We start from the raw sequence: 24,770 nt of genomic DNA on the forward strand, positions 1-24,770 counted from the left end.
TTATTGTCCCGGTGGTGGCGGTTTTCAGCGGATAAACAGCTTCTGGATCAACGTCTGGATGGATTTCCCGTAGGGCGGGTAGATCAACTTCGCCGCGTTCAGACGCTGTTTGACCAGTACGCCCTTGGCCTTGCTGAATGTCAGGAAACCTTCGCGACCGTGGTAATGGCCCATGCCGGAGGGGCCGATGCCACCAAACGGCAGGTCATCCTGGGCCACCTGCAGCAGGGTGTCGTTCAGGCACACGCCGCCGGAGTGGGTCTCGTGGAGCACACGGTCCTGTTCGCGCTTGTTGTAGCCGAAGTAATACAGGGCCAGTGGACGCGGGCGCTGGTTGATGTAGGCAAAGGCCTCATCAATGCCGCGATAGGGCACGATCGGCAACAGCGGACCAAAGATCTCATCCTGCATCACCTTCATCTCGTCACTCACGTTCAGCAGCAGGCTGTGAGGCATGCGCCGTGCCTGGCCCTGGTCGTGCAGCGCAATCAGGGTGGCGCCTTTGTCAGTGGCGTCCTTGGCGTAGGCATTGAGCCTGGCCAGTTGCCGCTCGTTGATGATGGCCGTGTAGTCCGGGTTGTCGGTCAGGGTCGGATAGAACCCGCGAATCGCCTCGGAGTAAGCCTCGACGAAGCCGTCCACACGATCCTCCGGTACCAGCACATAGTCGGGTGCCACGCAGGTTTGCCCGGCGTTCAACGCCTTGCCGAAGGCGATACGCTCGGCAGCATCCTTGAGCGGCACATCGGCGGAGACGATGGCTGGCGATTTGCCGCCCAGCTCCAGAGTGACCGGCGTGAGGTGTTCGGCGGCCGCACGCATCACATGCCTGCCGATGCTGGTGGCCCCGGTGAACAGCAAATGATCGAAGCGCAACGTGGAAAACGCCATGCCGACTTCGGCTTCGCCGAGCACAACGCACACCAGGTCCTCGGGGAAGATTTTCGCCAGCAATGCCTTGAGCAGTTCGCCGGTGGCCGGCGTGGACTCGCTGAGCTTGAGCATCACCCGGTTACCGGCGGCCAAGGCGCCGACCAGCGGGCCGACGGCCAGGTACAGCGGGTAGTTCCACGGCACGATGACGCCGACCACACCCAGCGGCTGGTAGATGACTTTGGCCGACGCGGGTTGAAAGGCAATGCCTACAGCGCGGCGGGAAGGTTTCATCCAACCTTTGAGGTGCTTGCTGGCGTAGTGAATACCCTGCAGGCTGGGCATCAGCTCGGCGAACAGGGTTTCGTCCGCGCTGCGATGGCTGAAGTCCTGACTGATCGCATTGATCAGCGCCTGGCGTTCGTTGCTGAGCACATCGCGCAGGGCCTTGAGCCATTGGCGGCGTTGCGCGGCCGGCGGCATCGGGTTGGCGGCGTAGGCGCGACGTTGCGCTTCGAACAGGTCCTGGAGATGATCCAGCGCCTGGGATTCTGGCAGGTAGGCAACGTTGGCAGACATGGCGCGATCCCGATTGTTATAGGTCTGCCTGGATTTTTAGAGTCATTACTCTAAATTGTCAAATAAACATTGCAGTAACATCTGGATTTAACCTGACCGGCATAGGCCGTAAGATGCCCCATCCCGTGTTTGGAAGCTGATCCCTATGGCACCACGAGTAAAGACCAGCGAGCGCATTGTGCAAACCAGCCTGGAGCTTTTTAACCAGCAGGGCGAGCGCAGTGTCAGCACGAACCATATCGCCGCCCATATGGAAATTTCCCCGGGCAACCTGTACTACCACTTCCCCAATAAGCAGGCGATCATCGCCGTGCTTTTCCGCGAATACGAAGCGTTGGTGGACAGTTTCCTGCGCCCGCCCCAAGGGCGCGCGATGAGGGTGCAAGACAAGCGTTTCTACCTGCAGGCCGTACTGGCCGGCATGTGGCGCTACCGCTTCCTGCACCGCGACCTCGAACACTTATTGGAAAGCGACCCGGAGCTGGCCACCGGCTATAGACGGTTTTCCCAGCGCTGCCTGATTCAGGGCGGGGCGATCTACCAGGGCTTTGTCGACGCCGGCATTCTCACAATGGACCCGGTGCAAACCGAAGCCCTGACCCTCAATGCCTGGATTATCCTCACCTCCTGGGTGCGGTTCCTGTGCACCACCAATGAAAACTCCACTCATTTGAGCGCCGAAGCGATAAAGCGTGGGGTATACCAGGTGCTGGTGTTGGAGGCGGGTTTTGTCACGCCCCAGGCCAAGGCGGCGGTGGATGCGTTGTTCAAAGAGTTTTACGTGCCATTGAATCAGGCACTGGAAGAAGTGAAGTAGGACCTTTCCCCTTTGTATGCACAGGAGTCAGTCATGCCGCTTGCCCAATTGATCAGCCCCCAGGCGTTGGCCGAGCGCCAGCAGTTGGCAGGGCTGGTGATCCTCGATTGCCGCTTTGCCCTGGAAGACCCGGATTACGGGCTGTGCAGCTATGCCGAAGGGCATATCGAAGGGGCGCAATATGCCGACCTGGAGCGCCACCTCAGCGGCAAGGTGATCAAGGGTGTGACCGGCCGTCATCCTTTGCCTGCGGCGGACACCTTCGCCGAACAGCTGCAAGCCTGGGGCATCAGCGCCAACACCGATGTGGTGCTGTATGACGACGGCCCCGGTGCCTATGCCGCCCGTGCCTGGTGGCTGCTGACCTGGCTGGGCAAGCGTGATGGCGTGTTTATTCTCGATGGTGGCCTCAAGGCCTGGCACAGCGCCGGTTTCCCCTTGAGCCTGGATGCGCCGGTGAATGAGCCGGGCACCTTCACAGGTACGCCGGATAACCGGCTGGTGCTGGATGCCGAGCATGTGCAAAAACGCCTGGGTCAGCCCGGCCTGACCTTGATCGACGCCCGCGCCCAGCCGCGTTTTCGTGGCGAAGTAGAGCCCATCGACCCGATTGCCGGGCATATTCCCGGTGCGCAGTGCGCGGCCTTCAATGAAAACCTGGGCAGTGATGGTCGTTTCTTGCCGGCCGAGCAGCTCAGGCAGCGTTTTGCCGCGCAGTTGCAGGGGCGCCCGCCGGAAGAATTGGTGGCGTATTGCGGTTCGGGGGTAACGGCGTGCCATAACCTGTTTGCGCTGAGCTTGGCGGGGTATCCGTTGGGCAAGTTGTATGCGGGGTCTTGGAGTGAGTGGATTACGGATCCCAAGCGGGAAGTGGCAACAGGCGACTGAGCAATCGGCCTGTGAACCCAATCAAAGTGTGGGAGGGGGCTTGCCCCCGATGGCGGTGGATCAGTGACAGATGTACTGACTGGCACACCGCTATCGGGGGCAAGCCCCCTCCCACATTTTACCTATGTTGTGCCAGTAACCACTGGGGGATGCGGCGTTCCAGATAGTAGCCGGGGCGTTTCAGCGAACCCTCTACAAACCCCACATGCCCACCCTTGGCCAACAGCTCAAACTCCGTACAGTCTGATAGCTCACTGGCTTCGGGCAGGCTGTGGGCAAACACAAACGGATCATCAGCCGCCTGGATGATCAGTGTTGGTGTGCGGATAGCGCCCAGGTAGTAGCGACTGGAGGCGCGGCGATAGTAATCCTCAGCACTCAAGAAACCATGCAACGGCGCAGTCACTCGCCCATCGAAGTCCCAGAACGTGCGCATCTTCTCCAGAGAGCCCAAAGCTTCCAGGGCTTTCAATCCGTCTTGCCGACCGTCCTGCAGAAACTGACGTTGCTTGACGCGGATATACGCCAGCATCTCGCGCATGAAATGCTTCTGATACACCCGCGAAAACCCCAGCCCGATACGATCCGCGCATTGGTCCAGGCGAAACGGCACCGACACTGCGGCCGCGCCTTGCAGCCCCGAAGCCGCACCGGTTTCTCCCAAATGCTTGAGCAACACATTGCCGCCCAGGGAATAACCCACCGCATACAGCGGCGCCAAAGGTCGCTTGGTGCGCAGATGAGCAATCGCTGCGGCCAGGTCTTCGCTGGCACCGGAGTGATAGCTGCGAGCCAACAGGTTCGGCTCGCCCGAACAGCCACGCCAGTTCAATGCCGCACTGGCCCAGCCTTGCGCGGCGAGCACTTTTTGCAGGCCGGCGACGTAAGGCGAATTGGACGAACCGGTCAGCCCGTGCAACACCAGCACCAGCGGCGCTTGCACGTCGTGGGGGCCATGCCAGTCGAGGTCGAGAAAGTCGCCGTCTTCCAGCCACAGACGTTCGCGTTGGCGCTCGATGTGGGTGGTCGGGCGCCACAGCGGCCCCCACAGTGTTTGCAGGTGGGGGTTGCCGAGGCCGAAGGCGGGTTTGAAGCGGTCCACAGAGGGAGTCATGAAATACTCGCTGCCGGACGAGCTTGCCATGCCCCCCGTAGGAGCGAGCTTGCTCGCGAAAAACGTTAACGATGACGCAGCGCTATCAGGCAGCCCGTGCCGCCTGCTCGACCTTGGCGAGCAAGCTCGCTCCTACAGGGCGCGGTGCCACAGCGCGTAATACACCCGCCCGGATTTCTGCTCCCGGTGCAGGCGCCAGCTGCCCGGCAGGCCGAGCGTCGACGGCGCGGTCTCGCTTTCAGTGTAGATCCACGCATCCGGCGCCAGCCATTGGCGTTCTTCCAGCAACGCACACACGGTCGGCAGCAGGTTCTGGTTGAACGGTGGGTCGAGGAACACCACGTCGTATTCGCTGGCGGCCTGGGTCTCCAGGTAGCGCAAGGCGTCGGCGGTCTGGACCTGGCCATTGGTGCAGCGCAAGGTACCCAAGTGTTCCTTGAGGCTGGACACCGCCACATTGCTCGCATCCAGCGCCTGTGCCTGGGCTGCGCCACGGGACAGCGCCTCCAGGAACAACGCGCCACTGCCGGCAAACGGGTCGAGTACCTTGGCGCCGCCGATGTACGGCGCCAGCCAGTTGAACAGGGTTTCGCGCACGCGATCCGGGGTCGGGCGCAGGCCCACGACATCGGGGAAGCTCAGCTTGCGGCTGCCCCATTCACCGCCAATGATGCGCAGTTGGCCCACACCGTTATGCACGTTGTGGACAGGTTTTTTCGGGCGAGATGAACTGGCCATTAATGCTCCGGAACCCCGAGCGGCTGCTCGGCGGGTTTATCAGTGGGGGGCGGTAGTGGCTTTTGCGCAATCGTCGGGCCGGCGGTCACGATGACCATCTTGTCGGCGCTCAAGTGTTTGTTCATTGCAGCCTTGACCTGCTCTACGGTCAGGGCCTGGGATTGTTTCATGAAATCTTCCAGATAGCTCAGCGGCAGGTTGTAGAAACCCATGGCCCCCAACTGCCCGACGATATCGGCGTTGCTGGCGGTGGACAGCGGAAAGCTGCCGGCCAGTTCGCGCTTGGCGTCATCCAGTTCTTTTTGGGTGGGGCCGTTTTTGAGGTAGTCAGCCACCACGTCTTCGACCAGGCGCAGGGTGCCGCCGCTCATTTCGGCGCGGGTCTGCAGGTTGATCATGAACGGGCCGCGCACCTGCATCGGCGAGAAACCGGAGTACACGCCGTAGGTCAGCCCGCGTTTTTCGCGCACTTCGCTCATCAAGCGGGTGCCGAAGCCTCCGCCGCCGAGAATCTGGTTGCCCAGGGACAAGGCTGCGTAATCCGGGTCTGCACGGTCGATGCCCAACTGGGCGAACAGCAGGTGGGTTTGCTTGGAGGGAAACTCGATACGGCTCAGGCCGGCCTTGGGCTCCGTCGGCTGGGCAATCTTCGCCAGGGCCGGGCCCTTGGGCAGCGCGGCAGAAACCTTGGCGGTCATGGCTTCGGCTTCGGCACGGGTCAGGTCGCCGACCACTGCGATCACCGCATTGCCCGCCGCGTAGGCCTTGGCGTGGAAGGCCTGCATCTGTTGCACGGTAATCGCCGGAACGCTTTCAGGCGTGCCTTCGCTTGGGTGTGCGTACGGGTGGTCGCCGTACAGGCGCTTGAACAGCTCGATGCTCGCCAGCTTGGCGGGGTTCTGTTTCTGGTATTCGAAGCCGGCCAGGATCTGGTTCTTGATGCGCGCCAGTGAATCGGCGGGGAACGTCGGCTTGCCGATCACGTCATCGAACAGCGCCAGTGCGGCCTCGCGCTTGTCGCTGTCGCTCAGGCTGCGCAGGGACACCAGGGCCATGTCGCGGTAGGCGCCATTGCCAAAGTCGGCGCCCAGGCCTTCAAAGCCGCTGGCGATCTGGCTGACGTCCTTGCCCGGCACGCCTTCGTTGAGCATGGCATTGGTCATCAAGGCCAGTCCCGGCACGTTGCCGTCCTGGCTGCTGCCGGCGGCGAACAGGATGCGCACGTCGAACATCGGCAATTCATGGGCTTCGACGAACAGCACCTTGGCGCCTTCGGCGGTGGTCCAGGTCTGCACATCGAGCTTGCGGTTGGTCGGTGCTTTACCGTCAAGCTCAGCCAGCGATTGCAGCTTGCTGGCCGATTGAGCCTTGTCCAGCGCCGGGCTGGCGACGGATTCGTTCGGGCGCAGGAAGTACACGGCACTGGCCGCGCACAGGGTAACGGCGATCAGGCCGGGCAGAATCAGGCGGCTGCTTTTGCGGTCACTCATGAGCGGTCTCCTCGGGCAAAACATGGGCGACGCTCAGACGTTCGCGGGTGAAATAGGTGCGCGCAGCCTTTTGGATATCTTCCGGGGTCACGCTTTGCAGGTCGGCAAGCTCAGTGTCCATCAGCTTCCACGACAGGCCGACGGTCTCCAGCGAGCCAATGGCCGTGGCCTGGCTGGTGATGGAATCGCGCTGGTAGACCACGCCTGCTATCACCTGGGCGCGGATGCGCTCGAGTTCTTCGGCGGTGGGCGGCTTGGCCTTGAGCTCTTCCAACAGGCGCCACAGGCCGGCTTCGGCTTGGGCGACGGTCTTTTTCTTCTGCTGGTTAGGCGTGGCGCTCAGCATGAACAGGGTATCGCCGCGGGTATAGGCGTCGTAATTGGTGGAGGCGGCGGAGACCAGTTCTTCACCGCGCTCCAGCTGCTCGGAGATACGCGCGCTGTAGCCGCCGTCAAGCAGGGCCGAGATCAGGCGCAGGGCTTGTACCGAGCGCTTGTCCTCGGCAGTTGCAAGGCCCGGCACGTTGAAACCGAGCATGACGCTTGGCAATTGGGTTTGCACGTGCAGGGTCAGCAGGCGCTCGCCGGGCTCGGCCAGCTCCAGCGGAATCTTGGCGGGCGGGACGTCGCGCTTGGGGATCGGGCCGAAGTAGCGCTGGGCCAGGGTTTTCACCTCGTCCGGCGTGACATCGCCGACCACCACCAGGGTCGCGTTGTTCGGTACGTACCAGGCCTGGTACCAGTGGCGCAGTTCCTCGACCTTCATGCGTTCCAGGTCGGCCATCCAGCCGATGGTTGGCGTGTGATAGCCGCTGGCCGGGAAGGCCATGGCCTTGAAACGTTCAAAGGCCTTGGACATCGGGTTGTCGTCGGTGCGCAGGCGGCGCTCTTCCTTGATCACCTCGATTTCGCGGCTGAACTCATCGGCCGGCAGGCGCAGGCTGGCCATGCGGTCGGCTTCCAGCTCGAAGGCCACGCCCAGGCGGTCGCGGGCCAGCACCTGATAGTAAGCGGTGTAGTCGTCACTGGTGAACGCGTTTTCTTCGGCGCCCAGGTCGCGCAGGATCAGCGAGGCTTCGCCGGGGCCGACCTTGGCGCTGCCCTTGAACATCATGTGTTCCAAGGCGTGGGACAAACCGGTCTGGCCCGGGGTTTCGTAGCTCGAGCCCACCTTGTACCAGACCTGGGAAACCACCACCGGCGCACGATGATCTTCGCGCACGACGACCTTGAGGCCGTTGTCGAGGGTGAATTCGTGGGTGGGTTGTGGATCGGCAGCCAAAGCTGAAAGGGGCAGACAAACTGTGCTGAGCAGCAGGCCTGCGGCGCGGCGGGCTAGAGCATTCATTCGTTTTTTAACCTGTTGGACTGCCCGCTTGGTCTTAGCGTCGGCGGGCGAGGAGGTGCTAGGATACTGATCCGAATCAGGGACGGCCACTGTGGCTGTCCTGTTAAGGCTCTATTTAGGCCTTCAAAATGTTGCGCATGAACGAGCTGGCTAAAAAACAGTCTGTTACGCATCGAATTTTATTTACCGAAGCGCCGCTTGGCGCGTCGCTACCTTGAGATAGCCGTCTCCATGTTTGGTTCCAACGACGACAAGAAGACCCCAGCTGCGGCTGGCGAGAAAAAAGGCCTGTTCGGATGGCTGCGCAAAAAGCCGCAGGAAACCGTCGTCGAACAGCCGCAGGTTCAACCCGAACCTACCCCTGAGCCTATAGTAGAAGCCGAGCCGGTTGCCGAAACGCCAGCACCGGTGGTGTTGCCTATCGCGGAGCCGGTGTTGCAGCCGGTGGTCGAGGCAGAACCTGCGCCTGAACCTGAACCCGAGCACAAACCGTGGCTGGAGCTGCCGGTAGCCGAGGAGCCGGTGGCACTGGTTGAGGATGTGCAGGCTGAACACGTGACGCCGCCCATTCCTGTGGCTCCGCCGGTAGAGGTTGTCGTCACGGCGCCCCCTGCAGTCGAAATGTCTGCTGAAATCCCTGTTGAAGTGCCAGCTGCAGTTGCCGTGCCTGCGGTCATCGAAGAGCCCGCCGCCCCCGCCGAAACCAATAAAACCGGCTTCTTCGCCCGCCTCAAGCAGGGCCTGAGCAAAACCAGCGCCAGTATCGGCGAAGGCATGGCCAGCCTGTTCCTCGGCAAAAAGACCATCGATGACGAGCTGCTGGAAGACATTGAAACCCGCCTGCTTACCGCAGACGTGGGCGTCGAAGCCACCGCCGTGATCATCCAGAGCCTGACCCAGAAAGTCGCGCGCAAGCAGTTGACCGACGCCGACGCGTTGTACAAGTCCCTGCAGGCCGAGCTGGCCGCCATGCTTAAACCGGTTGAAGCGCCGCTGGTGATTACGCCGAAGAAACCTTTCGTGATCCTGGTCGTGGGCGTCAACGGCGCCGGCAAGACCACCACCATCGGCAAGTTGGCCAAAAAACTGCAGGGCGAGGGCAAGAAAGTCATGCTCGCCGCCGGCGACACCTTCCGTGCCGCTGCCGTCGAACAGCTGCAAGTGTGGGGTGAGCGCAACAAGATCCCGGTGATCGCCCAGCACACGGGGGCCGACTCCGCTTCGGTGATCTTCGATGCCGTGCAGGCCGCCAAGGCCCGTAACATCGATGTGTTGATCGCCGACACCGCCGGTCGCCTGCACACCAAAGACAACTTGATGGAAGAGCTGAAGAAAGTCCGCCGCGTGATCGGCAAGCTCGACGCCGATGCCCCCCATGAAGTGCTGCTGGTGCTGGACGCCGGTACCGGCCAGAACGCCATCAGCCAGGCCAAGCAATTCAACCAGACGGTGCAACTGACAGGCCTGGCCTTGACCAAGCTGGACGGCACGGCCAAGGGCGGTGTGATTTTCGCCCTGGCCAAACAGTTCGGGTTGCCGATTCGTTACATCGGCGTCGGTGAAGGCATCGACGACCTGCGCACCTTTGAAGCCGAACCCTTTGTACAGGCACTGTTTGCCGAGCGGGAGCGTTCATGATTCGATTCGAACAGGTCGGTAAACGCTACGCCAACGGGCATGTGGGCTTGCATGAGCTGAGCTTTCGAGTACGGCGGGGCGAGTTTTTGTTCGTCACCGGTCATTCCGGCGCCGGTAAGAGCACCTTGTTGCGCCTGCTGCTGGCGATGGAGCGGCCGACCACCGGCAAGCTGTTGCTGGCGGGCCAGGACCTGGCCACCATCAGCAATGCGCAGATCCCGTTCCTGCGCCGTCAGATCGGCGTGGTGTTCCAGAACCACCAGTTGCTGTTCGATCGTACGGTGTTCAACAACATCGCCTTGCCCCTGCAGATCCTGGGGCTGTCCAAGGCCGAGATCGTCAAGCGGGTGGATTCGGCCCTGGAGCGCGTGGCGTTGTCGGACAAGACCGACCTCTACCCCGGCGACCTGTCCACCGGCCAGCAACAGCGCGTGGGTATCGCCCGCGCCATCGTCCACCGCCCGGCCTTGCTGCTGGCGGACGAACCCACCGGTAACCTCGACCCGCGCCTGGCGGCCGAGATCATGGGGGTGTTCGAAGACATCAATCGCCTGGGCACCAGCGTATTGATCGCCAGCCACGACCTGGCGCTGATTGCCCGCATGCGCCACCGCATGCTGACCCTGCAACGCGGCCGCCTGATCGGCGACGGGGAGGCCGGCGTATGAGTGCGACACGCAGCCCTAAAGTATCCGAACGCGTGGCGCCGAAACCGGCCGACCCGCAACCGAAAAAGAAAAAACGCGACGATGACGACGGCCCGGACTTCGGCACCCTGTTGCGTGCCTGGATCGAAAGCCACCGCGCCAGCCTGCTCGACAGTCTGCGTCGCCTGGGCAAGCAGCCGATCGGCAGCTTTTTCACCTGCCTGGTGATGGCCGTGGCCCTGAGCCTGCCGATGGGCTTGTCGTTGCTGCTTAATAATGTGGAACGCCTGGGCGGTTCCTGGCAGCGTGCGGCGCAGATTTCGCTGTACCTGAACCTGGATGCCAGCACTCAGCAAGGCGAAGCGCTGCGCGACGAAATCAAGAACATGCCGGGCGTTGCGGAGGCCGAATACATCAGCCGCGACCAGGCACTTGAGGAGTTCCAGCAACAATCCGGCCTGGGCGAGGCGCTCAAGGAGCTGCCGCAGAACCCGTTGCCGGGCGTGGTGCTGGTTACGCCGGATGAAGTGGACAAACCGGCCCTGGAAGCCCTGCGCCAGAAACTTGCAGAGATGCCCAAGGTGCAACAGGCGCAACTTGATCTAGTCTGGGTAGAGCGCCTGGCCGCGATCCTCAAGCTGGGCGACCGCTTCGTGTTCGGTTTGACGGTGTTGCTGGTGTCTGCATTACTTTTGGTGATAGGTAATACCATTCGTCTTCATATTGAAAACCGCCGCACCGAGATAGAAGTGATTAAACTGGTCGGCGGCACGGACAGCTATGTGCGTCGTCCTTTTCTGTACATGGGCGCGCTTTATGGCTTCGGTGCCGGGGTTTTGTCCTGGGGCTTGCTGGCTTTTGGCCTGGACTGGCTGAACGATGCGGTTATCGGGCTGGCCGGCTTGTACGGCAGCGATTTTGCCCTGGCCGGCGTGCCGGTGGCCGATGGCCTGAGCCTCTTGCTTGGCGCGGTGCTGTTGGGGTATATCGGTGCGTGGATTGCGGTCGCACGGCATTTACGTGAGCTGGCACCGAAGTAGTTAATGTCAGGGTAATGTAGTTTCGTTTGTATTGACCTTGTCAGCAGTTTAGGGAACTTGTCCTACGGTTCCCCGGTCAATTTTCGCAGTGCTGAACTGCACGAGTTATGTGAGTCGGAGGTTTTTTCGTATGACCACTTCTTTGCAACCTGCTTATGCCTTGGTCCCGGGTGCGAACCTGGAAGCCTATGTGCACACGGTAAACAGCATTCCTTTGCTGACGCCCGAGCAGGAGCGTGAACTGGCCGAGAGTCTCTACTATGAGCAGGATTTGGGGGCGGCTCGGCAGATGGTGCTCGCCCACCTGCGTTTTGTCGTACATATCGCCCGTAGCTATAGCGGCTACGGTCTGGCCCAGGCTGACCTGATCCAGGAAGGCAACGTCGGCCTGATGAAGGCTGTAAAGCGTTTCAACCCTGAGATGGGTGTGCGCCTGGTGTCGTTTGCTGTGCACTGGATCAAGGCGGAAATCCACGAGTTCATCCTGCGCAACTGGCGCATCGTGAAAGTGGCGACCACCAAGGCCCAGCGCAAGTTGTTCTTCAACCTGCGCAGCCAGAAGAAACGCCTGGCGTGGCTGAACAACGAGGAAGTCCACCGCGTGGCCGAAAGCCTCGGCGTGGAGCCCCGTGAAGTGCGCGAGATGGAAAGTCGCCTGACCGGCCATGACATGGCCTTCGACCCGGCTGCCGAGGCAGACGACGACAGCGCCTTCCAATCGCCGGCCAACTACCTGGAAGACCACCGGTACGACCCGGCGCGTCAACTGGAAGATGCCGACTGGAGCGACAACTCCAATCACAACCTGCACGAAGCGCTGGAAGTGCTGGACGACCGCAGCCGTGACATTCTCTACCAGCGCTGGCTGGCGGAAGAAAAAGCCACGCTGCACGACCTGGCGCAGAAGTACAACGTGTCGGCCGAGCGGATTCGTCAGCTTGAGAAAAGCGCGATGAACAAGCTGAAGTTGTCGATCGCTGCCTAACGCTACTGGCAGCACTGGGTAAAAAATGTGGGAGGGGGCTTGCCCCCGATAGCAGAGTGTCAGTCATTACATACAGTGACTGGTCCACCGCTATCGGGGGCAAGCCCCCTCCCACAGTTGTTTTGTATTGTGTCAGTTGGACCAGGGGGCCTTGCGGGCGTTGTTCAGCTCAAGCAGGTAGCCATCCCCACCCAATTGACTCATCTGCTGACGAATCCACGCCGCCCGCCGCGCTACATAGGCGGTTGGATGACTGGCACTCCACACCCGTGGGTTAGGCAACACCGCTGCCAGATAGCTGGCCTGTTGCCGTGACAGCCCCTTGGCACTCACGCCAAAGTGATGCCGCGCCGCCGCCTCCGCGCCAAACACGCCCTCATCCCACTCCACGCTGTTGAGGTACACCTCAAGAATGCGCTGCTTGGGCCATAGCACTTCGATCAATCCGGTGAACCAGGCCTCCAGGCCCTTGCGCAGATAGCTGCGGCCGGCCCACAGGAACAGGTTCTTCGACACCTGCTGGCTCAATGTACTGGCGCCCCGGATCGAACCGCCACGTTCGTTGTGCACGATCGCCGCCTGGATGGCGCCAAAGTCAAAGCCCCAGTGCTGCGGGAAACGCTGGTCTTCACCGGCCATCACCGCCACTTTGAGGTCATCGGAAATCTCGTCCCACGGCACCCAGCTGCGCTGCAGGTCAATGGGCTCTCCGTCGATCCAGGACTCGACCTTGCGTTCCACCATCAGCGCGGTGAACGGCGGCGGTACGACGCGAAACAGCAGCACCAGCAGCACACTGCCGATGGCGAACCATTTCACCACGTTGAGAAAGCGTTTGAAGAAGATACGCAGCATAGAGATGGCTTGGCCGAACCCGTTGAGCGGGCCATTATACAGACCCTGCCCGATGAGTCTGACTGGAGTTCCTCATGCTGCGTAGCTTTCTGATGCTGGCTGCCTTTTTCGGTTTCACCGGTGTCGCCCTGGGCGCCTTCGCCGCCCACGGCCTGAAGAATCGCCTGAGCGCCGATTACCTGGCGATCTTCCATACCGGCGTGACCTATCAACTGGTGCACGCCCTGGCCTTGTTTGGGGTGGCCCTGCTGGCCGCGCATATTCCCGGCCGACTGGTCACCTGGGCGGGCATTTCGTTTGTCGTCGGTATTTTGCTGTTCTCCGGCAGCCTGTATGTGTTGACCACGACCGGCATCAGCAAACTGGGCATCATCACCCCGTTTGGCGGCCTGGCCTTCCTGCTCGGCTGGTTCTTCCTGGGCTTGACGGCGTGGCGCTTGCAGGTTTGACCGCTTGACGCCTGGAGCTGACCTTCAGGTGCCAATCGCGTTAGAATGCCGGCCCCTAAAAACGATGGCGGCCCGTGGCATGCGCATTCAGTTGAACGGCGAACCCCTTGAACTGCCCGACGGTGAAACCGTTGCGGCCCTGCTGACCCGCCTGGATTTGACCGGGCGTCGTGTCGCAGTGGAGCTCAACCTGGATATCGTCCCGCGCAGCCAGCACGAAGGCACCGCGCTCAGCGAGGGTGACCAGGTCGAAGTGGTCCACGCCATCGGCGGCGGCTAGTCGCGCCGGCGGTAACGCATTCTGCAGAACCTCACCCCATTACGAGGATTTCCCATGAGCATCGTTCGTAGCGACAAGCCCTTTGTCCTGGCCGGTCGTACCTACCAGTCCCGTCTGCTGGTTGGCACCGGCAAGTACCGCGACATGGAAGAAACCCGTCTGGCCATCGAAGCCTCGGGCGCCGAGATCGTTACCTTTGCCGTGCGCCGCACCAACCTCGGCCAGACCGCGGGCGAGCCGAACCTGCTCGAAGTGCTGTCGCCGGACCGCTACACCTTTTTGCCGAACACTGCTGGTTGCTACGACGCCATCGAGGCCGTGCGCACCTGTCGCCTGGCCCGCGAGCTGCTCGACGGCCACAATCTGGTAAAGCTGGAAGTGCTGGCCGACCAGAAAACCCTGTTCCCCAATGTGATCGAAACCCTCAAGGCCGCCGAAACCCTGGTCAAGGAAGGCTTTGACGTGATGGTCTACACCAGCGATGACCCGATCATCGCGCGCCAGCTGGCGGAAATCGGCTGTATCGCGGTGATGCCGCTGGCCGGGCTGATCGGCTCCGGCCTGGGTATCTGCAATCCGTACAACCTGCAGATCATCCTTGAAGAAGCCAGGATCCCGGTGCTGGTGGACGCGGGCGTGGGCACGGCCTCCGACGCCACCATCGCCATGGAGCTGGGTTGCGATGCGGTGCTGATGAACTCGGCCATCGCCCATGCCCAGCAACCGATCATGATGGCCCAGGCCATGCAACACGCAATCGTCGCGGGCCGCCTGGCCTATCTCGCCGGGCGCATGCCGAAAAAACTCTATGCCAGCGCCTCTTCGCCGCTGGATGGTCTGATCAAGTAAGAGCTATTGATGACTGAATCAAACGAAACGCCGAACACCCTGGAAGCAGGCGACGAGTCCAAGCACCGCCGCATCAAGAGCTTCGTGATGCGCGCCGGCCGCATGACCGAAGGCCAGCAAAAGGGCCTGGAGCAAGGCACGCCGCTGTTCGTATTGCCGCTGGCCGACGCGCCGGTGGATTACGACCAGGTATTCGGCCGTTCGGCCCCGCGCTCCCTGGAAATCGGCTTTGGCATGGGGCACTCCCTGCTGGAAATGGCGGCGGCCGCGCCGGATCAGGATTTCATCGGTGTGGAAGTGCACCGCCCAGGCGTCGGTGCGTTGCTTAACGGCGTGCTGACCCAGGGCCTGACCAATCTGCGCGTCTACGATTGCGACGCGATTGAAGTGCTCAACCGCTGCATCGCCGACAACAGCCTCGACCGCCTGATGCTGTTCTTCCCCGACCCTTGGCACAAGGCCCGTCACCACAAGCGTCGCATCGTGCAGGCTTCCTTCGCGGAACTGGTGCGCAGCAAGCTGAAAGTGGGCGGCATCCTGCACATGGCCACCGACTGGGAACCCTATGCCGACTACATGCTGGAAGTGATGAACGTCGCCCCCGGCTACCGCAACCTGGCCGAAGACGGCAAATGCGTGCCACGCCCGGCGGAGCGCCCGATCACCAAGTTCGAACGTCGCGGCGAGCGGTTGGGACATGGGGTGTGGGATTTGAAATTCGAGAAGCTGGCTTAACTCGCTGCTAACTTGTAATGCAATCAAATGTGGGAGGGGGCTTGCCCCCGATAGCGGTGTATCAGCCAAAGATTTGGTGACTGATCCACTGCAATCGGGGGCAAGCCCCCTCCCACATTTGGTTTTGTGTTGGGCTTGAGGTCAGCGGCGGTCGGCGACTACGCCGATCAACACCAGCACCACCACCAACACCGGCGCCAGGCTGTAGTTATTGAACTGGCTCAGCCCCCGCACAATCCACGGTGTGGCATAGATCAGTGCCGCGCCGCTGCCGATCATGCACAGCAGGGCCATCAAGGGCACGCGCAACGCACCGGCGATGCTGCCCAGGCGAGCTTCGACCCAGCCCTTGATATCGGCGCCGAACAGCACCAGCAGACAGCCGACCAGGGCCAGGGAGATTTCCGACAGGTTGCTACGGCTCCAGCGGGACACGGTGGCGAGCAGGTCGAGTACCAGATCCATTTGATTTCCTTAAAAAACGTCAGCTCAAAAACGTCTGCAACAGGTCATTGAGAAAGAGTTGCCCGCGGTCGGTCGCCGCCAGGCGTGACGGTTCGACCTGCATTAAGCCACTTTGTTCTGCCTCGCGGCGGCCTTCGTCGAGGCTCGCCAGGTCAAGGCCGGTGCGCTCGGCATAGAGCCTGGCATCCACCCCTTCGGTGAGGCGCAGGGCGTTCATCAGAAATTCGAACGGCAGCTCTTCGTTGGTCAGCTCTTTGGCCCCGGCCTGGAAGCTTTTGGCCGGGTTGAGGTAGTCCTTCGGTGCGCGGGTTTTCCAGGTGCGCACGATGCGCCCGTCCGGGTGGCTGAGCTTGCCATGGGCACCGGCGCCGATACCGATGAAATCGCCAAAGCTCCAGTAATTGAGGTTATGCCGCGCCGGCCGCCCCGGTTGGGCGTAGGCCGACACCTCATATTGCGTGTAACCGTTTTCGGCGAGCAGCGCCTGGCCGGCCTCCTGGATATCCCACAGCGTATCGTCTTCGGGCAGCGCGGGTGGCTGGTTCCAGAAGACGGTATTGGGTTCCAGGGTCAGTTGGTACCAGGACAGGTGCGTCGGCTTGAGCGCAATGGCCTGGCGCAGGTCGCTCAACGCATCGTCCAGGGATTGGTTGGGCAAACCGTGCATCAGGTCCAGATTGAAGTTATCGAACCCGGCCTGGCGTGCCATATCCGCTGCACGTACGGCTTCGTCGCCATTATGAATGCGACCCAGCGCCTCGAGTTTTTCCTGCTGGAAGCTCTGGATGCCGATGGACAGGCGATTGATCCCCAGCTTGCGATAAGCGACGAACTTCTCTTGCTCAAAGGTGCCCGGGTTGGCTTCCAGGGTGATCTCGATATCGTCGGCAAACGGGATGCGCGCTTGCACGCCTTCGAGCAGGCGCCCCAAGGCTGCGGCGCTGAACAGGCTGGGGGTGCCGCCGCCAAAGAAGATCGAACTCAGCGCTCGGCCGTAAACGGCGTGCAGGTCCTGGTCCAGGTCCGCCAGCAGGGCGTCCACGTATTCTTCTTCCGGCAGCACGTTGCTTGCGGTATGGGAGTTGAAGTCGCAATACGGGCATTTGCGCACGCACCACGGAATGTGAATGTACAGCGCCAGGGGCGGCAGCACCGGCAGAGCCGCCCGGGGTGTTTGCGCGCCACCGTGGATCAGCGGTTGCGCAGAGGTGTTCTGGGTCATTTCAGGCCCAGGCGCTGACGCAGCAACGCCATGGCGCGGGCGCGGTGGCTGATCTGGTTCTTGTCGGCCGGGCTCAGTTCGGCGCTGGAGACATTGCGCTCCGGTACCCAGAACAGCGGGTCATAGCCAAAGCCATGCTCACCGCTGGCCGCATGCAGAATGCGACCATGCCACAAGCCTTCGCACAGGATCGGCAGCGGGTCATCGGCGTGCCGCACCAGCGCCAGCACGCAGACGAACTGCGCGCCACGTTCGGCATCGGGCACGTCCTTGAGGGCGTCGAGCAGCTTGGCGTTGTTGGCCGCGTCGCCCTTGCCATCGGCGTAGCGTGCCGAATAGATGCCCGGCGCGCCGCCGAGGAAATCCACCGCCAGGCCCGAATCATCCGCCAAAGCCGGCAGGCCGGAGATCCGTGCGGCGTTACGTGCCTTGAGGATGGCGTTCTCGACGAACGACAAGCCGGTTTCTTCCGGCTCTACCTGGCTGAACTCGCCAATGGAGCGCAGTTGCACGGACTCACCGAGCATGGCCTGCAGTTCCTTGAGTTTGCCGGCGTTGTGGCTGGCCAGTACGAGTTGGGTAAGGTTCATCATTCGGCCGGGAACAGTTCTTGGTTGAATTGGAAACCATGGGCCTTGCCACCGGTTTCAACGTTGATGGTGAACGTCTTGTATTCCCGCTGCGTCACCGAGTAGGGCGCGAGGTAGCTGATGCCGCCTTTCTCTTCGATTTGCTTGAAGGTGAGGATTTCGCTCTTGCCGCCCAGGTCCTTGATGGTACCGGTTACCTGGGCTGCGACCGGTGTGACGCCCTTGATCACGGTCACATTGATCAAACCCTTTTCCTTGCTGCGCACGATGCCGACGTTCTGGGCGGTCTCGGGTGGCAGGAAGCTGGAGGTGAAGGTGTTGTAGTGAACGGTGATATCGCCGAAGTCTTTTTTGCGGTTAGCGTCGATAGCGTCCGCAGCCACGGCGTTGGCACCCAGGCAGACGGTCAGTAAAAAAACAGCCAGACGATTCATGAGCGTCCCTCTTGATAATGATTAGACGGCAATCTTGTGGTCGGTCAGGCCAGGGCTGCTGACCCGGTAGATACCAATTTCGCCCAACAGGTTGGGCCATAGCTTACTCGCCCAGCCGTGGCGGTGCTGTTGATCGACGGCAAGGCGGTTGATGACCTTGGCTTCACGCTCGCCACACAGCGCTTCGAAGTCTTCGAAGGTGCAAAAGTGGATGTTCGGCGTGTTGTACCAGGTGTACGGCAGGAAGTCCGACACCGGCATGCGGCCCTTGGTGGCCAGGTACCAGCGGCAGCGCCAGTGACCGAAGTTGGGGAAAGTGATGATGCACTGGCGACCGACCCGCAGCATTTCATCGAGGATACGGTCCGGGTAGTGCACTGCTTGCAGGGCCTGGGTCATCACCACGATGTCGAAGCTGTTGCTGGCAAAGTTGCCCAGGCCCTTGTCCAGGTCCTGCTCGATCACGTTGATGCCCTTGGCCACGCATTGGGCGATGTTGTCCGGGTCGTTTTCCAGGCCGTAGCCGGTGACTTGCTTGTTGTCGCGCAGCCAGCTCAGCAACTCGCCATCACCGCAGCCCAGGTCGAGCACGCGGCTGCCGGCGGGGATCCAGTCTTGGATGATTTCCAGGTCGGCTCTCATGGCGTTCTCCAAAAGCGTAAGCAATTCATATAAGCGCGATTCGGTTCATGTAATTGCTGAACGCCTGCAGATAACGGGGGATCGGAATCAGGAAGGCGTCGTGGCCCTGCGGTGCATCGATCTCCAGGTAGCAGACGTCTTTCTTGGCGGCCATCAGGGCGTCCACCAGCTCACGGGAGCGCGCCGGTGAGAAGCGCCAGTCGGTGGTGAATGACATCACGCAGAACTTGGCCGTGGCGTGCTCGAAGGTTTTCGCCAGGTCGTCGTCATGGTTCGCGGCCGGGTCGAAGTAGTCCAGCGCCTTGGTCATCAGCAGGTAGGTGTTGGCGTCGAACCGCCCGGAGAACTCCTCGCCCTGATAACGCAGGTAGCTTTCCACCTGGAACTCGACGCTGTGGAAGTCGTAGTTGAGCTTTTCGCTCTTGAGCCCACGGCCGAATTTTTCGCCCATGGAATCATCGGACAGGTAGGTGATGTGCCCGACCATCCGCGCCAGCATAAGGCCGCGCTTGGGGATCACCCCGGCTTCCTGGAACGAACCGCCGTGGAACTCGGGGTCGGTGAGGATGGCCTGGCGCGCCACTTCGTTGAAGGCAATGTTCTGCGCCGACAACTTGGGGGCCGAGGCAATCGCCAGGCAATGACGCACGCGATCCGGGTAGGTGATGGTCCATTGCAGGGCTTGCATGCCGCCCAGGCTGCCGCCGATCACGGCGGCCCATTGGGCGATGCCCAGCCGGTCGGCGAGGCGCGCCTGGCTGTGCACCCAGTCTTCGACAGTCAGTACCGGAAAGTCGGCGCCGAAGGGCTTGCCGGTTTCCGGGTTGAGGCTGCTGGGGCCGGTGGACCCGTTGCAGCCGCCGAGGTTGTTCAGGCTGACCACGAAGAACTTGTCCGTGTCGATGGGCTTGCCGGGGCCGATGCAGCTGTCCCACCAGCCGGGTTTGCGCTCGTCGACGCTGTGAAAGCCTGCGGCGTGATGATGGCCGGACAAGGCGTGGCAGATCAGCACGGCGTTGCTCGCCGTGGCGTTCAGTTGGCCGTAGGTTTCGTAGATCAGGTCGTAGGCTGGCAGCGAACGGCCGCAGGCCAGGGCCAGCGGTTCGCTGAAGTGCGCCACTTGGGGCACCACCAGTCCAACGGAATCGGGGGGGAAGGCAGTTGGCATCGACCCTGCTCTCGTTTAAATGAGGCGTAAGTCTAAAGAGCGGGGGACCCAGCGGCAAGCAATGGTCTGCGCGCATTCAATTCAATACACAGATGCAAAATGTGGGAGGGGGCTTGCCCCCGATAGCAGTGGATCAGTCAGCTTATTTATAACTGACCCACCGCAATCGGGGGCAAGCCCCCTCCCACATTTTCCAGCGTAGTGTCAGATCAGGCCGAACAGCTCTTTAGGCATGAATGCATAGAACGCCAGACGCGGAATCACCCAGCTCTGAATCAGCTGGATCGCGATAAACGCGAAGATCGGCGAGATATCCAGCCCGCCCAGGTTCGGGATCAGGCGACGGAATGGTGCCAATACGGGCTCGGTGATCTGATACACCAGCTCGGCACCCGGACTGCGGCTGCCCGGTGCGACCCAGGAAAGGATCACGCTGATGATCATCGACCAGAAGATGATCTTCAAAAACAGCGAGAAAATGCCGATCAGCGCCCATGGCAGCAGCAGCACCGTGAAGGCCTGGTAGCCGTTGAGCATCAGGATCACCACAAACAGCAGGATCTGCAGCAGCAGTGCCAGTACCAGCGACGACATGTCCAGCCCGAACAGGCTCGGTATCACGCGGCGCAGCGGCTTGAGCAGGGGTTGGGTGGCCTTGACCACGAACTGGCACAGCGGGTTGTAGAAGTTCGCCCGCACCAGTTGCAGGATAAAGCGCATCAGCACGATCAGCAGGTACAGGCTGCCCAGGGTCTGGATGATGAAGACGGCAGCGTCATTGATTCCGAGCATGTTTGATTACCTTGGTAAGGGACGACTATTTGCCCAGTTGTTCGGCCATCTCGGCTGAACGATGTGCCGCGGCACCCAGTGCTTTTTCCACCAGGGCTTCAAAGCCCCCGGCCTGGAACGATTCGATGGCGGCTTGCGTGGTGCCGCCCGGAGACGTTACGCGACGGCGCAGCTCGGCCGCATCCACCTCGCTGGACACCGCCATCTTCGCGGCGCCCAGGGCGGTCTGCTCGGCCAGTTGCTCGGCAACGTCGGCGGGCAGGCCCAGTTTCACCCCGGCGGCGGTCATGGCTTCGATCAACAGGAAGAAGTACGCCGGGCCACTGCCGGAAACGGCGGTGACCGCGTCCAGTTGCTGCTCCTGTTCGAGCCACAGGGCGATGCCCACGGCGGATAACAGTTGCTGGGCTTGATCACGCTGCGCGGCGCTGACTTCGGCGGTGGCGTACAAACCGCTCACGCCCTGGCGCAACAACGACGGGGTATTCGGCATGCAGCGAACGATCGGTTGGGCGCCGAGCCAGTTGTTCATGCTGGCGCAAGTGATGCCGGCCGCGATGGACACCACCAGTTGATGGGCCTGCAGGCTCGGGCGCAGGCTTTCGCACACGGCTTTCATGGCCTGGGGCTTGACCGCCAGCAGGATCACATCGACGCCTTCGATGGCCTCGGCGTTGTCGGCAAAGGTTTCAATGCCGTGTTCGGCGCTGACCCGGGCACGGGTCTCGGCGCCCGGGTCGCTGGCGCGAATCTGCGCAGCGTCCAGGCCCTTGGCCCGCAGGCCGCCGATCAGGCTGGCCGCCATGTTACCGGCGCCGATAAAGGCAATACGCATGTCTTTCATGACAGGTCCTTAGCTAAATGAACGTCAGCCATTTCACGGCTGGCCGTAGTCACGGGCGCCAAACAGCGCGGTACCGATCCGCACCCAGGTGGCGCCTTGAGCGATGGCCGACTCGAGGTCGTGGCTCATGCCCATGGAAAGTGTGTCCAGTGGCAGGTTCAGGCTGCCTTGCAGCTCGCGCACCGTGGCGAACGCGGCATCCTGCGCAGCGCGATCTTCAGTCGGTTCGGGGATCGCCATCAAGCCCCGCAGCTTCAGGCGCGGCAGGGCGCTGATGGCGTTGGCCAGGGCCGGCAGGTCGGCGGGCGTACAGCCGGACTTGCTGGCTTCGCCACTGACATTGACCTGAATGCAGATATTCAGCGCAGGCAGGTCGGCAGGGCGTTGTTCGGACAGGCGTTGTGCGATTTTCAGGCGGTCCACGGAATGCACCCAGGCGAAGTTCTCGGCGATCGCGCGAGTCTTGTTCGATTGAATGGGGCCGATGAAGTGCCAACTCAAGGGCAGGTCGGATAATTGCGCCTGTTTGCCCAGGGCTTCCTGCAGGTAGTTTTCACCAAAATCATGCATCCCTGCGGCATAGGCTTCACGGACCGCTTGCGCCGGTTTGGTCTTGCTCACGGCCAGCAGGTGGATGCCGCTTGCGTCACGCTGCACGGCGTCGGCGGCGGCGCGGATGCGCTGGCTAACCAGGCCGATGTTGTCTGCTATCGTCGACATTCAAGTTGCGCCCGTGGATATGGAGTCCGCGGCATTCTACTGGAAATGGAAAGCCCTATGGATATCACTGAATTACTGACGGCCAGCGTGCGCCGTGGCGCCTCCGACCTGCACTTGTCGGCCGGCCTGGCGCCGATGTTGCGCATCGATGGCGAGGTCTGGCCGCTGGATGGCCCGGTGCTGGCCGGCTCGCAGGTAGCGGATTTATTGAGCCCTTTGCTCAATCAGTACCAACAAAAGGATTTCGAAACATCTCTTGAAACAGACTTTGCCTTCGAACTGCCCGGCGTGGCGCGATTTCGCGTGAATGTGTTCCAGCAGGCGCGGGGCGTGGGGGCGGTGTTTCGCACCATCCCCAGCGACATCCAGAGCCTGGAAAGCCTTGGCCTGGGTGAGGTGTTCCAGCGTATCGCGCAGCTGCCGCGCGGCCTGGTGCTGGTGACCGGACCCACCGGCTCGGGCAAGTCCACCACCTTGGCGGCGCTGATCGATTATCTGAATCGGCATCGACGCCAGCACATCCTCACGCTGGAAGACCCCATCGAATTTATCCACCGGCCGAAAATGGCGCTGATCAACCAGCGCCAGGTGCATCGCGATACCCACAGCTTCTCGGTGGCGCTGCGCTCGGCATTGCGCGAAGACCCGGACGTCATCCTGGTGGGCGAGCTACGTGACCTGGAAACCATCCGCCTGGCGCTGACGGCCGCTGAGACGGGGCATCTGGTATTTGGCACCCTGCACACCACTTCGGCGGCAAAGACGGTAGACCGGCTGGTGGACGTGTTCCCGGCCGGGGAAAAGGCCATGGTCCGCTCGATGCTGTCGGAGTCGCTGCAGGCGGTGGTCTCCCAGGTGCTGGTCAGGAAGATCGGCGGCGGACGTGTCGCGGCTCACGAAATCATGCTGGGCACGCCGGCCATTCGTAATCTCATCCGCGAAGACAAAGTGGCGCAGATGGTCTCGGCGATCCAGACCGGCGGGGCGCTGGGGATGAAAACGCTGGATATGAGCTTGAAGGCGCTGGTGAGCGAGGGGGTAATCAGCGCAGAGGAGGCGCGAGGGAAGGCGAGGGTGCCGGCAGACCTATAGACAGCAAGACCCACACAAAACAAATGTGGGAGGGGGCTTGCCCCCGATAGCGGTAGATCAGCCAACAAATCTGTTGACTGATACTCTGCCATCGGGGGCAAGCCCCCTCCCACATTTACTGCATTTGAGCCTGGAATCAGCGCTGCACGATCCGCAGGGTGTTGTTCTGCTCTTTGGGCAGCACCCGCTTGGCGATCACGTAGTTCTTGTCCCAGAACGGCTTTTTCAGTGTATCGATGCTCACCGACTTGCCACGACGCGGCGCGTGGATAAAGCGGTCGTTACCCAGGTAGATGGCAACGTGGTTGACCTGGCGGCTCTTGAGCTTGAAGAACAGCAAATCGCCCGGCTTCAGGTCTTTGCGATCAACTTTCAAGCCGTGGCCGGCCGCCATGGCGTTGGACGTACGCGGTAAATCCACCGCCTTGACGTCGTTGAACGCATATTTTACCAGGCCGCTGCAGTCGAACCCTTTACTTGGGCTGCTGCCGCCCCAACGATAAGGAGTACCGAGCACGTTCACGGCGCGGCTGAGGACGTTACTGCTCTGCTTGGTGTTCACGGCCAACTGGGTGGAAAGCACTTTGCCGTGGGCCTTGCTCAGTTGAGTCGGGCGGCTGACGGTGGGCTTTGCCGATTTGGCGGTGCTGGGTGTGCTATGGACTTTAGGGGTAAAACCGTTAACGTTTGGAAGACGTTGCTCACGATTGGTGGCGTGGGCGGCCAGTGGCATTAATAGGCAAATGGTTAGCCATGTCTTGATAAATGGTCGCATTAGGCGTGGCTCATATGGGTTTGCGCGCAACTTTATAACAGCTTTTTGTGCTGTTCTCAGGCCGTTTGTCGACTGAACCTTGGGGTCAAATTCGGAAAAAACGCGACGATTAGCCGCAATTGTCCGACACAAGTCAGGTGGCATAAGGGTTTGAGGGCAGAACGATACCATTTACCGTGCGTCGGGCGCCCGTAAAAAAGTCACAAAAAAAATGAACAAATTTATCTATTGAGTAAAAAGAGGTCCTTCATGAACACCTATCAACAGGTTGCTTCGCAGCAAGACACCCACAGCAAGGTGATCGGTTACCTGCTATGGATTTTCGGTTTCACCGGCGCGCATCGCTTCTATTACGGCAAACCGGTCACCGGGACGATCTGGTTTTTCACCTTCGGCCTGCTGGGTATTGGCTGGCTGATCGACCTGTTCCTGATCCCGGCCATGGACCGTGAAGCCGACCTGCGTTTTACCGCCGGGCCTATCGAATACAACGTGGCCTGGATTCTGTTGGCGTTTCTGGGCGTGTTCGGCGTGCACCGGATGTACCAGGGCAAATGGATCACCGGCTTGATCTACCTGCTGACCGGCGGGTTGTTCCTGATCGGGGTGCTGTATGACTTCTGGACATTGAACAGCCAGGTATCGATCCGCAATGCCGAGCGTAATGGCGGGCGCTGATCTTCCGGCCAAATAGAGAACCA

General features: G+C 61.4%; 27 protein-coding genes and 1 pseudogene. 12 read left to right on the top strand and 16 right to left on the bottom strand.

The features are described 5' to 3' along the window. Positions 1-24: 24 nt before the first annotated feature. A pseudogene (locus BFP89_RS10030) lies at positions 25-1,467 on the bottom strand (coniferyl aldehyde dehydrogenase); the annotation flags it as partial. A 130-nt stretch (positions 1,468-1,597) separates the two neighbouring features. Between BFP89_RS10030 and BFP89_RS10035 the strand changes: the two are divergent. Next, positions 1,598-2,269, top strand: a complete 672-nt coding sequence (locus tag BFP89_RS10035; RefSeq protein ID WP_065885336.1) for a TetR/AcrR family transcriptional regulator — start codon at positions 1,598-1,600, stop codon at positions 2,267-2,269. A gap of 33 nt (positions 2,270-2,302) precedes the next feature. Beyond that, entirely contained in the window at positions 2,303-3,157 is an 855-nt protein-coding gene (locus tag BFP89_RS10040; protein ID WP_065885337.1) for a sulfurtransferase, read from the top strand. A 118-nt stretch (positions 3,158-3,275) separates the two neighbouring features. On the opposite strand, the gene BFP89_RS10045 is transcribed toward BFP89_RS10040, so the two are convergent. From BFP89_RS10045 to BFP89_RS10060, 4 genes are all read right to left on the bottom strand, one after another. Beyond that, positions 3,276-4,271 (bottom strand): hydrolase, encoded by a 996-nt coding sequence (locus BFP89_RS10045; protein WP_065885338.1) that lies wholly within the window; start codon positions 4,269-4,271, stop codon positions 3,276-3,278. Between the two features lie 132 nt (positions 4,272-4,403). After that, positions 4,404-5,009, bottom strand: coding sequence for a 16S rRNA (guanine(966)-N(2))-methyltransferase RsmD (rsmD, locus tag BFP89_RS10050; RefSeq protein ID WP_057723500.1), 606 nt, complete (start codon positions 5,007-5,009; stop codon positions 4,404-4,406). Beyond that, positions 5,009-6,499, bottom strand: a complete 1,491-nt coding sequence (locus BFP89_RS10055; protein ID WP_065885339.1) for a M16 family metallopeptidase — start codon at positions 6,497-6,499, stop codon at positions 5,009-5,011. The genes rsmD and BFP89_RS10055 overlap by 1 nt, the downstream gene beginning before the upstream one ends. Further along, entirely contained in the window at positions 6,492-7,847 is a 1,356-nt protein-coding gene (locus BFP89_RS10060; protein ID WP_065885340.1) for a M16 family metallopeptidase, read from the bottom strand. Before BFP89_RS10060 ends, BFP89_RS10055 begins: the two co-directional genes overlap by 8 nt. 231 nt (positions 7,848-8,078) lie before the next feature. Between BFP89_RS10060 and ftsY the strand changes: the two genes are divergently transcribed. The 4 genes from ftsY (at position 8,079) to rpoH (ending at position 12,157) form a co-directional block, all read left to right on the top strand. Further along, positions 8,079-9,485, top strand: coding sequence for a signal recognition particle-docking protein FtsY (gene ftsY / locus BFP89_RS10065; protein ID WP_065885341.1), 1,407 nt, complete (start codon positions 8,079-8,081; stop codon positions 9,483-9,485). Continuing rightward, positions 9,482-10,153, top strand: coding sequence for a cell division ATP-binding protein FtsE (ftsE, locus tag BFP89_RS10070; protein ID WP_003213784.1), 672 nt, complete (start codon positions 9,482-9,484; stop codon positions 10,151-10,153). The genes ftsY and ftsE overlap by 4 nt, the downstream gene beginning before the upstream one ends. Beyond that, positions 10,150-11,172 (top strand): permease-like cell division protein FtsX, encoded by a 1,023-nt coding sequence (gene ftsX / locus BFP89_RS10075; RefSeq protein WP_065885342.1) that lies wholly within the window; start codon positions 10,150-10,152, stop codon positions 11,170-11,172. Before ftsE ends, ftsX begins: the two co-directional genes overlap by 4 nt. A gap of 130 nt (positions 11,173-11,302) precedes the next feature. Further along, positions 11,303-12,157, top strand: a complete 855-nt coding sequence (gene rpoH / locus BFP89_RS10080; protein ID WP_003176698.1) for an RNA polymerase sigma factor RpoH — start codon at positions 11,303-11,305, stop codon at positions 12,155-12,157. Positions 12,158-12,289: 132 nt separating this feature from the next. On the opposite strand, the gene mtgA is transcribed toward rpoH, so the two are convergent. Continuing rightward, positions 12,290-13,012, bottom strand: coding sequence for a monofunctional biosynthetic peptidoglycan transglycosylase (mtgA, locus tag BFP89_RS10085; protein WP_065885343.1), 723 nt, complete (start codon positions 13,010-13,012; stop codon positions 12,290-12,292). Between the two features lie 74 nt (positions 13,013-13,086). Between mtgA and BFP89_RS10090 the strand changes: the two genes are divergently transcribed. The 4 genes from BFP89_RS10090 (at position 13,087) to trmB (ending at position 15,325) form a co-directional block, all read left to right on the top strand. Beyond that, a complete protein-coding gene (locus BFP89_RS10090) occupies positions 13,087-13,461 on the top strand; it encodes a DUF423 domain-containing protein (protein ID WP_065885344.1) in 375 nt (124 codons plus the stop codon). A gap of 79 nt (positions 13,462-13,540) precedes the next feature. Continuing rightward, positions 13,541-13,741, top strand: coding sequence for a sulfur carrier protein ThiS (gene thiS, locus BFP89_RS10095; RefSeq protein WP_065885539.1), 201 nt, complete (start codon positions 13,541-13,543; stop codon positions 13,739-13,741). A gap of 54 nt (positions 13,742-13,795) precedes the next feature. Continuing rightward, positions 13,796-14,590: a thiazole synthase gene (locus BFP89_RS10100; RefSeq protein ID WP_065885345.1), complete on the top strand. Its 795-nt coding sequence runs from the start codon at positions 13,796-13,798 to the stop codon at positions 14,588-14,590. 9 nt (positions 14,591-14,599) lie between these two features. Further along, positions 14,600-15,325: a tRNA (guanosine(46)-N7)-methyltransferase TrmB gene (gene trmB, locus BFP89_RS10105; protein WP_065885346.1), complete on the top strand. Its 726-nt coding sequence runs from the start codon at positions 14,600-14,602 to the stop codon at positions 15,323-15,325. Between the two features lie 141 nt (positions 15,326-15,466). On the opposite strand, the gene BFP89_RS10110 is transcribed toward trmB, so the two are convergent. From BFP89_RS10110 to BFP89_RS10150, 9 genes are all read right to left on the bottom strand, one after another. Further along, complete coding sequence (locus tag BFP89_RS10110) at positions 15,467-15,790, bottom strand: DUF3392 domain-containing protein (protein ID WP_003176691.1); 324 nt, start codon at positions 15,788-15,790, stop codon at positions 15,467-15,469. A 19-nt stretch (positions 15,791-15,809) separates the two neighbouring features. Next, on the bottom strand, positions 15,810-17,012 hold the full coding sequence (hemW, locus tag BFP89_RS10115) for a radical SAM family heme chaperone HemW (RefSeq protein WP_065885347.1): 1,203 nt from the start codon (positions 17,010-17,012) through the stop codon (positions 15,810-15,812). Then, positions 17,009-17,605 carry an RdgB/HAM1 family non-canonical purine NTP pyrophosphatase gene (gene rdgB, locus BFP89_RS10120; RefSeq protein ID WP_005792276.1) on the bottom strand — a complete coding sequence of 199 codons (597 nt, stop codon included), beginning with the start codon at positions 17,603-17,605 and terminating at the stop codon, positions 17,009-17,011. Before rdgB ends, hemW begins: the two co-directional genes overlap by 4 nt. Further along, complete coding sequence (locus tag BFP89_RS10125; RefSeq protein ID WP_065885348.1) at positions 17,602-18,036, bottom strand: DUF4426 domain-containing protein; 435 nt, start codon at positions 18,034-18,036, stop codon at positions 17,602-17,604. Before BFP89_RS10125 ends, rdgB begins: the two co-directional genes overlap by 4 nt. Before the next feature lie 21 nt (positions 18,037-18,057). Beyond that, positions 18,058-18,678, bottom strand: a complete 621-nt coding sequence (gene metW, locus BFP89_RS10130) for a methionine biosynthesis protein MetW (RefSeq protein WP_016972957.1) — start codon at positions 18,676-18,678, stop codon at positions 18,058-18,060. A gap of 25 nt (positions 18,679-18,703) precedes the next feature. Further along, positions 18,704-19,846 carry a homoserine O-succinyltransferase MetX gene (locus BFP89_RS10135; protein ID WP_065885349.1) on the bottom strand — a complete coding sequence of 381 codons (1,143 nt, stop codon included), beginning with the start codon at positions 19,844-19,846 and terminating at the stop codon, positions 18,704-18,706. A 204-nt stretch (positions 19,847-20,050) separates the two neighbouring features. Then, positions 20,051-20,638 (bottom strand): YggT family protein, encoded by a 588-nt coding sequence (locus BFP89_RS10140; protein WP_057723513.1) that lies wholly within the window; start codon positions 20,636-20,638, stop codon positions 20,051-20,053. A gap of 25 nt (positions 20,639-20,663) precedes the next feature. Then, the gene (proC, locus tag BFP89_RS10145) at positions 20,664-21,482 is read right to left on the bottom strand and encodes a pyrroline-5-carboxylate reductase (protein WP_065885350.1); all 819 of its coding nucleotides are present in this window, start codon (positions 21,480-21,482) and stop codon (positions 20,664-20,666) included. A 33-nt stretch (positions 21,483-21,515) separates the two neighbouring features. Then, positions 21,516-22,202, bottom strand: a complete 687-nt coding sequence (locus BFP89_RS10150) for a YggS family pyridoxal phosphate-dependent enzyme (RefSeq protein ID WP_065885351.1) — start codon at positions 22,200-22,202, stop codon at positions 21,516-21,518. 57 nt (positions 22,203-22,259) lie between these two features. Here BFP89_RS10150 and BFP89_RS10155 point away from each other — a divergent pair, with 57 nt between their 5' ends. Then, positions 22,260-23,294 carry a type IV pilus twitching motility protein PilT gene (locus BFP89_RS10155; RefSeq protein ID WP_065885352.1) on the top strand — a complete coding sequence of 345 codons (1,035 nt, stop codon included), beginning with the start codon at positions 22,260-22,262 and terminating at the stop codon, positions 23,292-23,294. Positions 23,295-23,430: 136 nt separating this feature from the next. Here BFP89_RS10155 and BFP89_RS10160 read toward each other — a convergent pair whose 3' ends face one another. Next, positions 23,431-24,069, bottom strand: a complete 639-nt coding sequence (locus tag BFP89_RS10160; protein ID WP_065885353.1) for a C40 family peptidase — start codon at positions 24,067-24,069, stop codon at positions 23,431-23,433. A 249-nt stretch (positions 24,070-24,318) separates the two neighbouring features. Between BFP89_RS10160 and BFP89_RS10165 the strand changes: the two genes are divergently transcribed. Next, positions 24,319-24,747, top strand: coding sequence for an NINE protein (locus BFP89_RS10165; RefSeq protein ID WP_065885354.1), 429 nt, complete (start codon positions 24,319-24,321; stop codon positions 24,745-24,747). Positions 24,748-24,770 lie beyond the last annotated feature (23 nt).

Source organism: Pseudomonas sp. 31 R 17, assembly GCF_900004915.1.
GTDB lineage: Bacteria > Pseudomonadota > Gammaproteobacteria > Pseudomonadales > Pseudomonadaceae > Aquipseudomonas > Aquipseudomonas orientalis_A.

Coding starts and splice junctions, on each gene's coding strand:
- BFP89_RS10125 (WP_065885348.1), bottom strand. CDS start 18,036: ATGAATCGTCTGGCTGTTTTTTTACTGACCGTCTGCCTGGGTGCCAAC.
- BFP89_RS10160 (WP_065885353.1), bottom strand. CDS start 24,069: ATGCGACCATTTATCAAGACATGGCTAACCATTTGCCTATTAATGCCA.
- hemW (WP_065885347.1), bottom strand. CDS start 17,012: ATGACCCAGAACACCTCTGCGCAACCGCTGATCCACGGTGGCGCGCAA.
- BFP89_RS10090 (WP_065885344.1), top strand. CDS start 13,087: ATGCTGCGTAGCTTTCTGATGCTGGCTGCCTTTTTCGGTTTCACCGGT.
- BFP89_RS10110 (WP_003176691.1), bottom strand. CDS start 15,790: ATGGATCTGGTACTCGACCTGCTCGCCACCGTGTCCCGCTGGAGCCGT.
- BFP89_RS10045 (WP_065885338.1), bottom strand. CDS start 4,271: ATGACTCCCTCTGTGGACCGCTTCAAACCCGCCTTCGGCCTCGGCAAC.
- trmB (WP_065885346.1), top strand. CDS start 14,600: ATGACTGAATCAAACGAAACGCCGAACACCCTGGAAGCAGGCGACGAG.
- ftsE (WP_003213784.1), top strand. CDS start 9,482: ATGATTCGATTCGAACAGGTCGGTAAACGCTACGCCAACGGGCATGTG.
- BFP89_RS10055 (WP_065885339.1), bottom strand. CDS start 6,499: ATGAGTGACCGCAAAAGCAGCCGCCTGATTCTGCCCGGCCTGATCGCC.
- mtgA (WP_065885343.1), bottom strand. CDS start 13,012: ATGCTGCGTATCTTCTTCAAACGCTTTCTCAACGTGGTGAAATGGTTC.
- BFP89_RS10040 (WP_065885337.1), top strand. CDS start 2,303: ATGCCGCTTGCCCAATTGATCAGCCCCCAGGCGTTGGCCGAGCGCCAG.
- rsmD (WP_057723500.1), bottom strand. CDS start 5,009: ATGGCCAGTTCATCTCGCCCGAAAAAACCTGTCCACAACGTGCATAAC.
- ftsX (WP_065885342.1), top strand. CDS start 10,150: ATGAGTGCGACACGCAGCCCTAAAGTATCCGAACGCGTGGCGCCGAAA.
- rpoH (WP_003176698.1), top strand. CDS start 11,303: ATGACCACTTCTTTGCAACCTGCTTATGCCTTGGTCCCGGGTGCGAAC.
- BFP89_RS10165 (WP_065885354.1), top strand. CDS start 24,319: ATGAACACCTATCAACAGGTTGCTTCGCAGCAAGACACCCACAGCAAG.
- BFP89_RS10140 (WP_057723513.1), bottom strand. CDS start 20,638: ATGCTCGGAATCAATGACGCTGCCGTCTTCATCATCCAGACCCTGGGC.
- metW (WP_016972957.1), bottom strand. CDS start 18,678: ATGAGAGCCGACCTGGAAATCATCCAAGACTGGATCCCCGCCGGCAGC.
- BFP89_RS10135 (WP_065885349.1), bottom strand. CDS start 19,846: ATGCCAACTGCCTTCCCCCCCGATTCCGTTGGACTGGTGGTGCCCCAA.
- proC (WP_065885350.1), bottom strand. CDS start 21,482: ATGAAAGACATGCGTATTGCCTTTATCGGCGCCGGTAACATGGCGGCC.
- BFP89_RS10100 (WP_065885345.1), top strand. CDS start 13,796: ATGAGCATCGTTCGTAGCGACAAGCCCTTTGTCCTGGCCGGTCGTACC.
- BFP89_RS10150 (WP_065885351.1), bottom strand. CDS start 22,202: ATGTCGACGATAGCAGACAACATCGGCCTGGTTAGCCAGCGCATCCGC.
- BFP89_RS10155 (WP_065885352.1), top strand. CDS start 22,260: ATGGATATCACTGAATTACTGACGGCCAGCGTGCGCCGTGGCGCCTCC.
- BFP89_RS10035 (WP_065885336.1), top strand. CDS start 1,598: ATGGCACCACGAGTAAAGACCAGCGAGCGCATTGTGCAAACCAGCCTG.
- thiS (WP_065885539.1), top strand. CDS start 13,541: ATGCGCATTCAGTTGAACGGCGAACCCCTTGAACTGCCCGACGGTGAA.
- BFP89_RS10060 (WP_065885340.1), bottom strand. CDS start 7,847: ATGAATGCTCTAGCCCGCCGCGCCGCAGGCCTGCTGCTCAGCACAGTT.
- ftsY (WP_065885341.1), top strand. CDS start 8,079: ATGTTTGGTTCCAACGACGACAAGAAGACCCCAGCTGCGGCTGGCGAG.
- rdgB (WP_005792276.1), bottom strand. CDS start 17,605: ATGATGAACCTTACCCAACTCGTACTGGCCAGCCACAACGCCGGCAAA.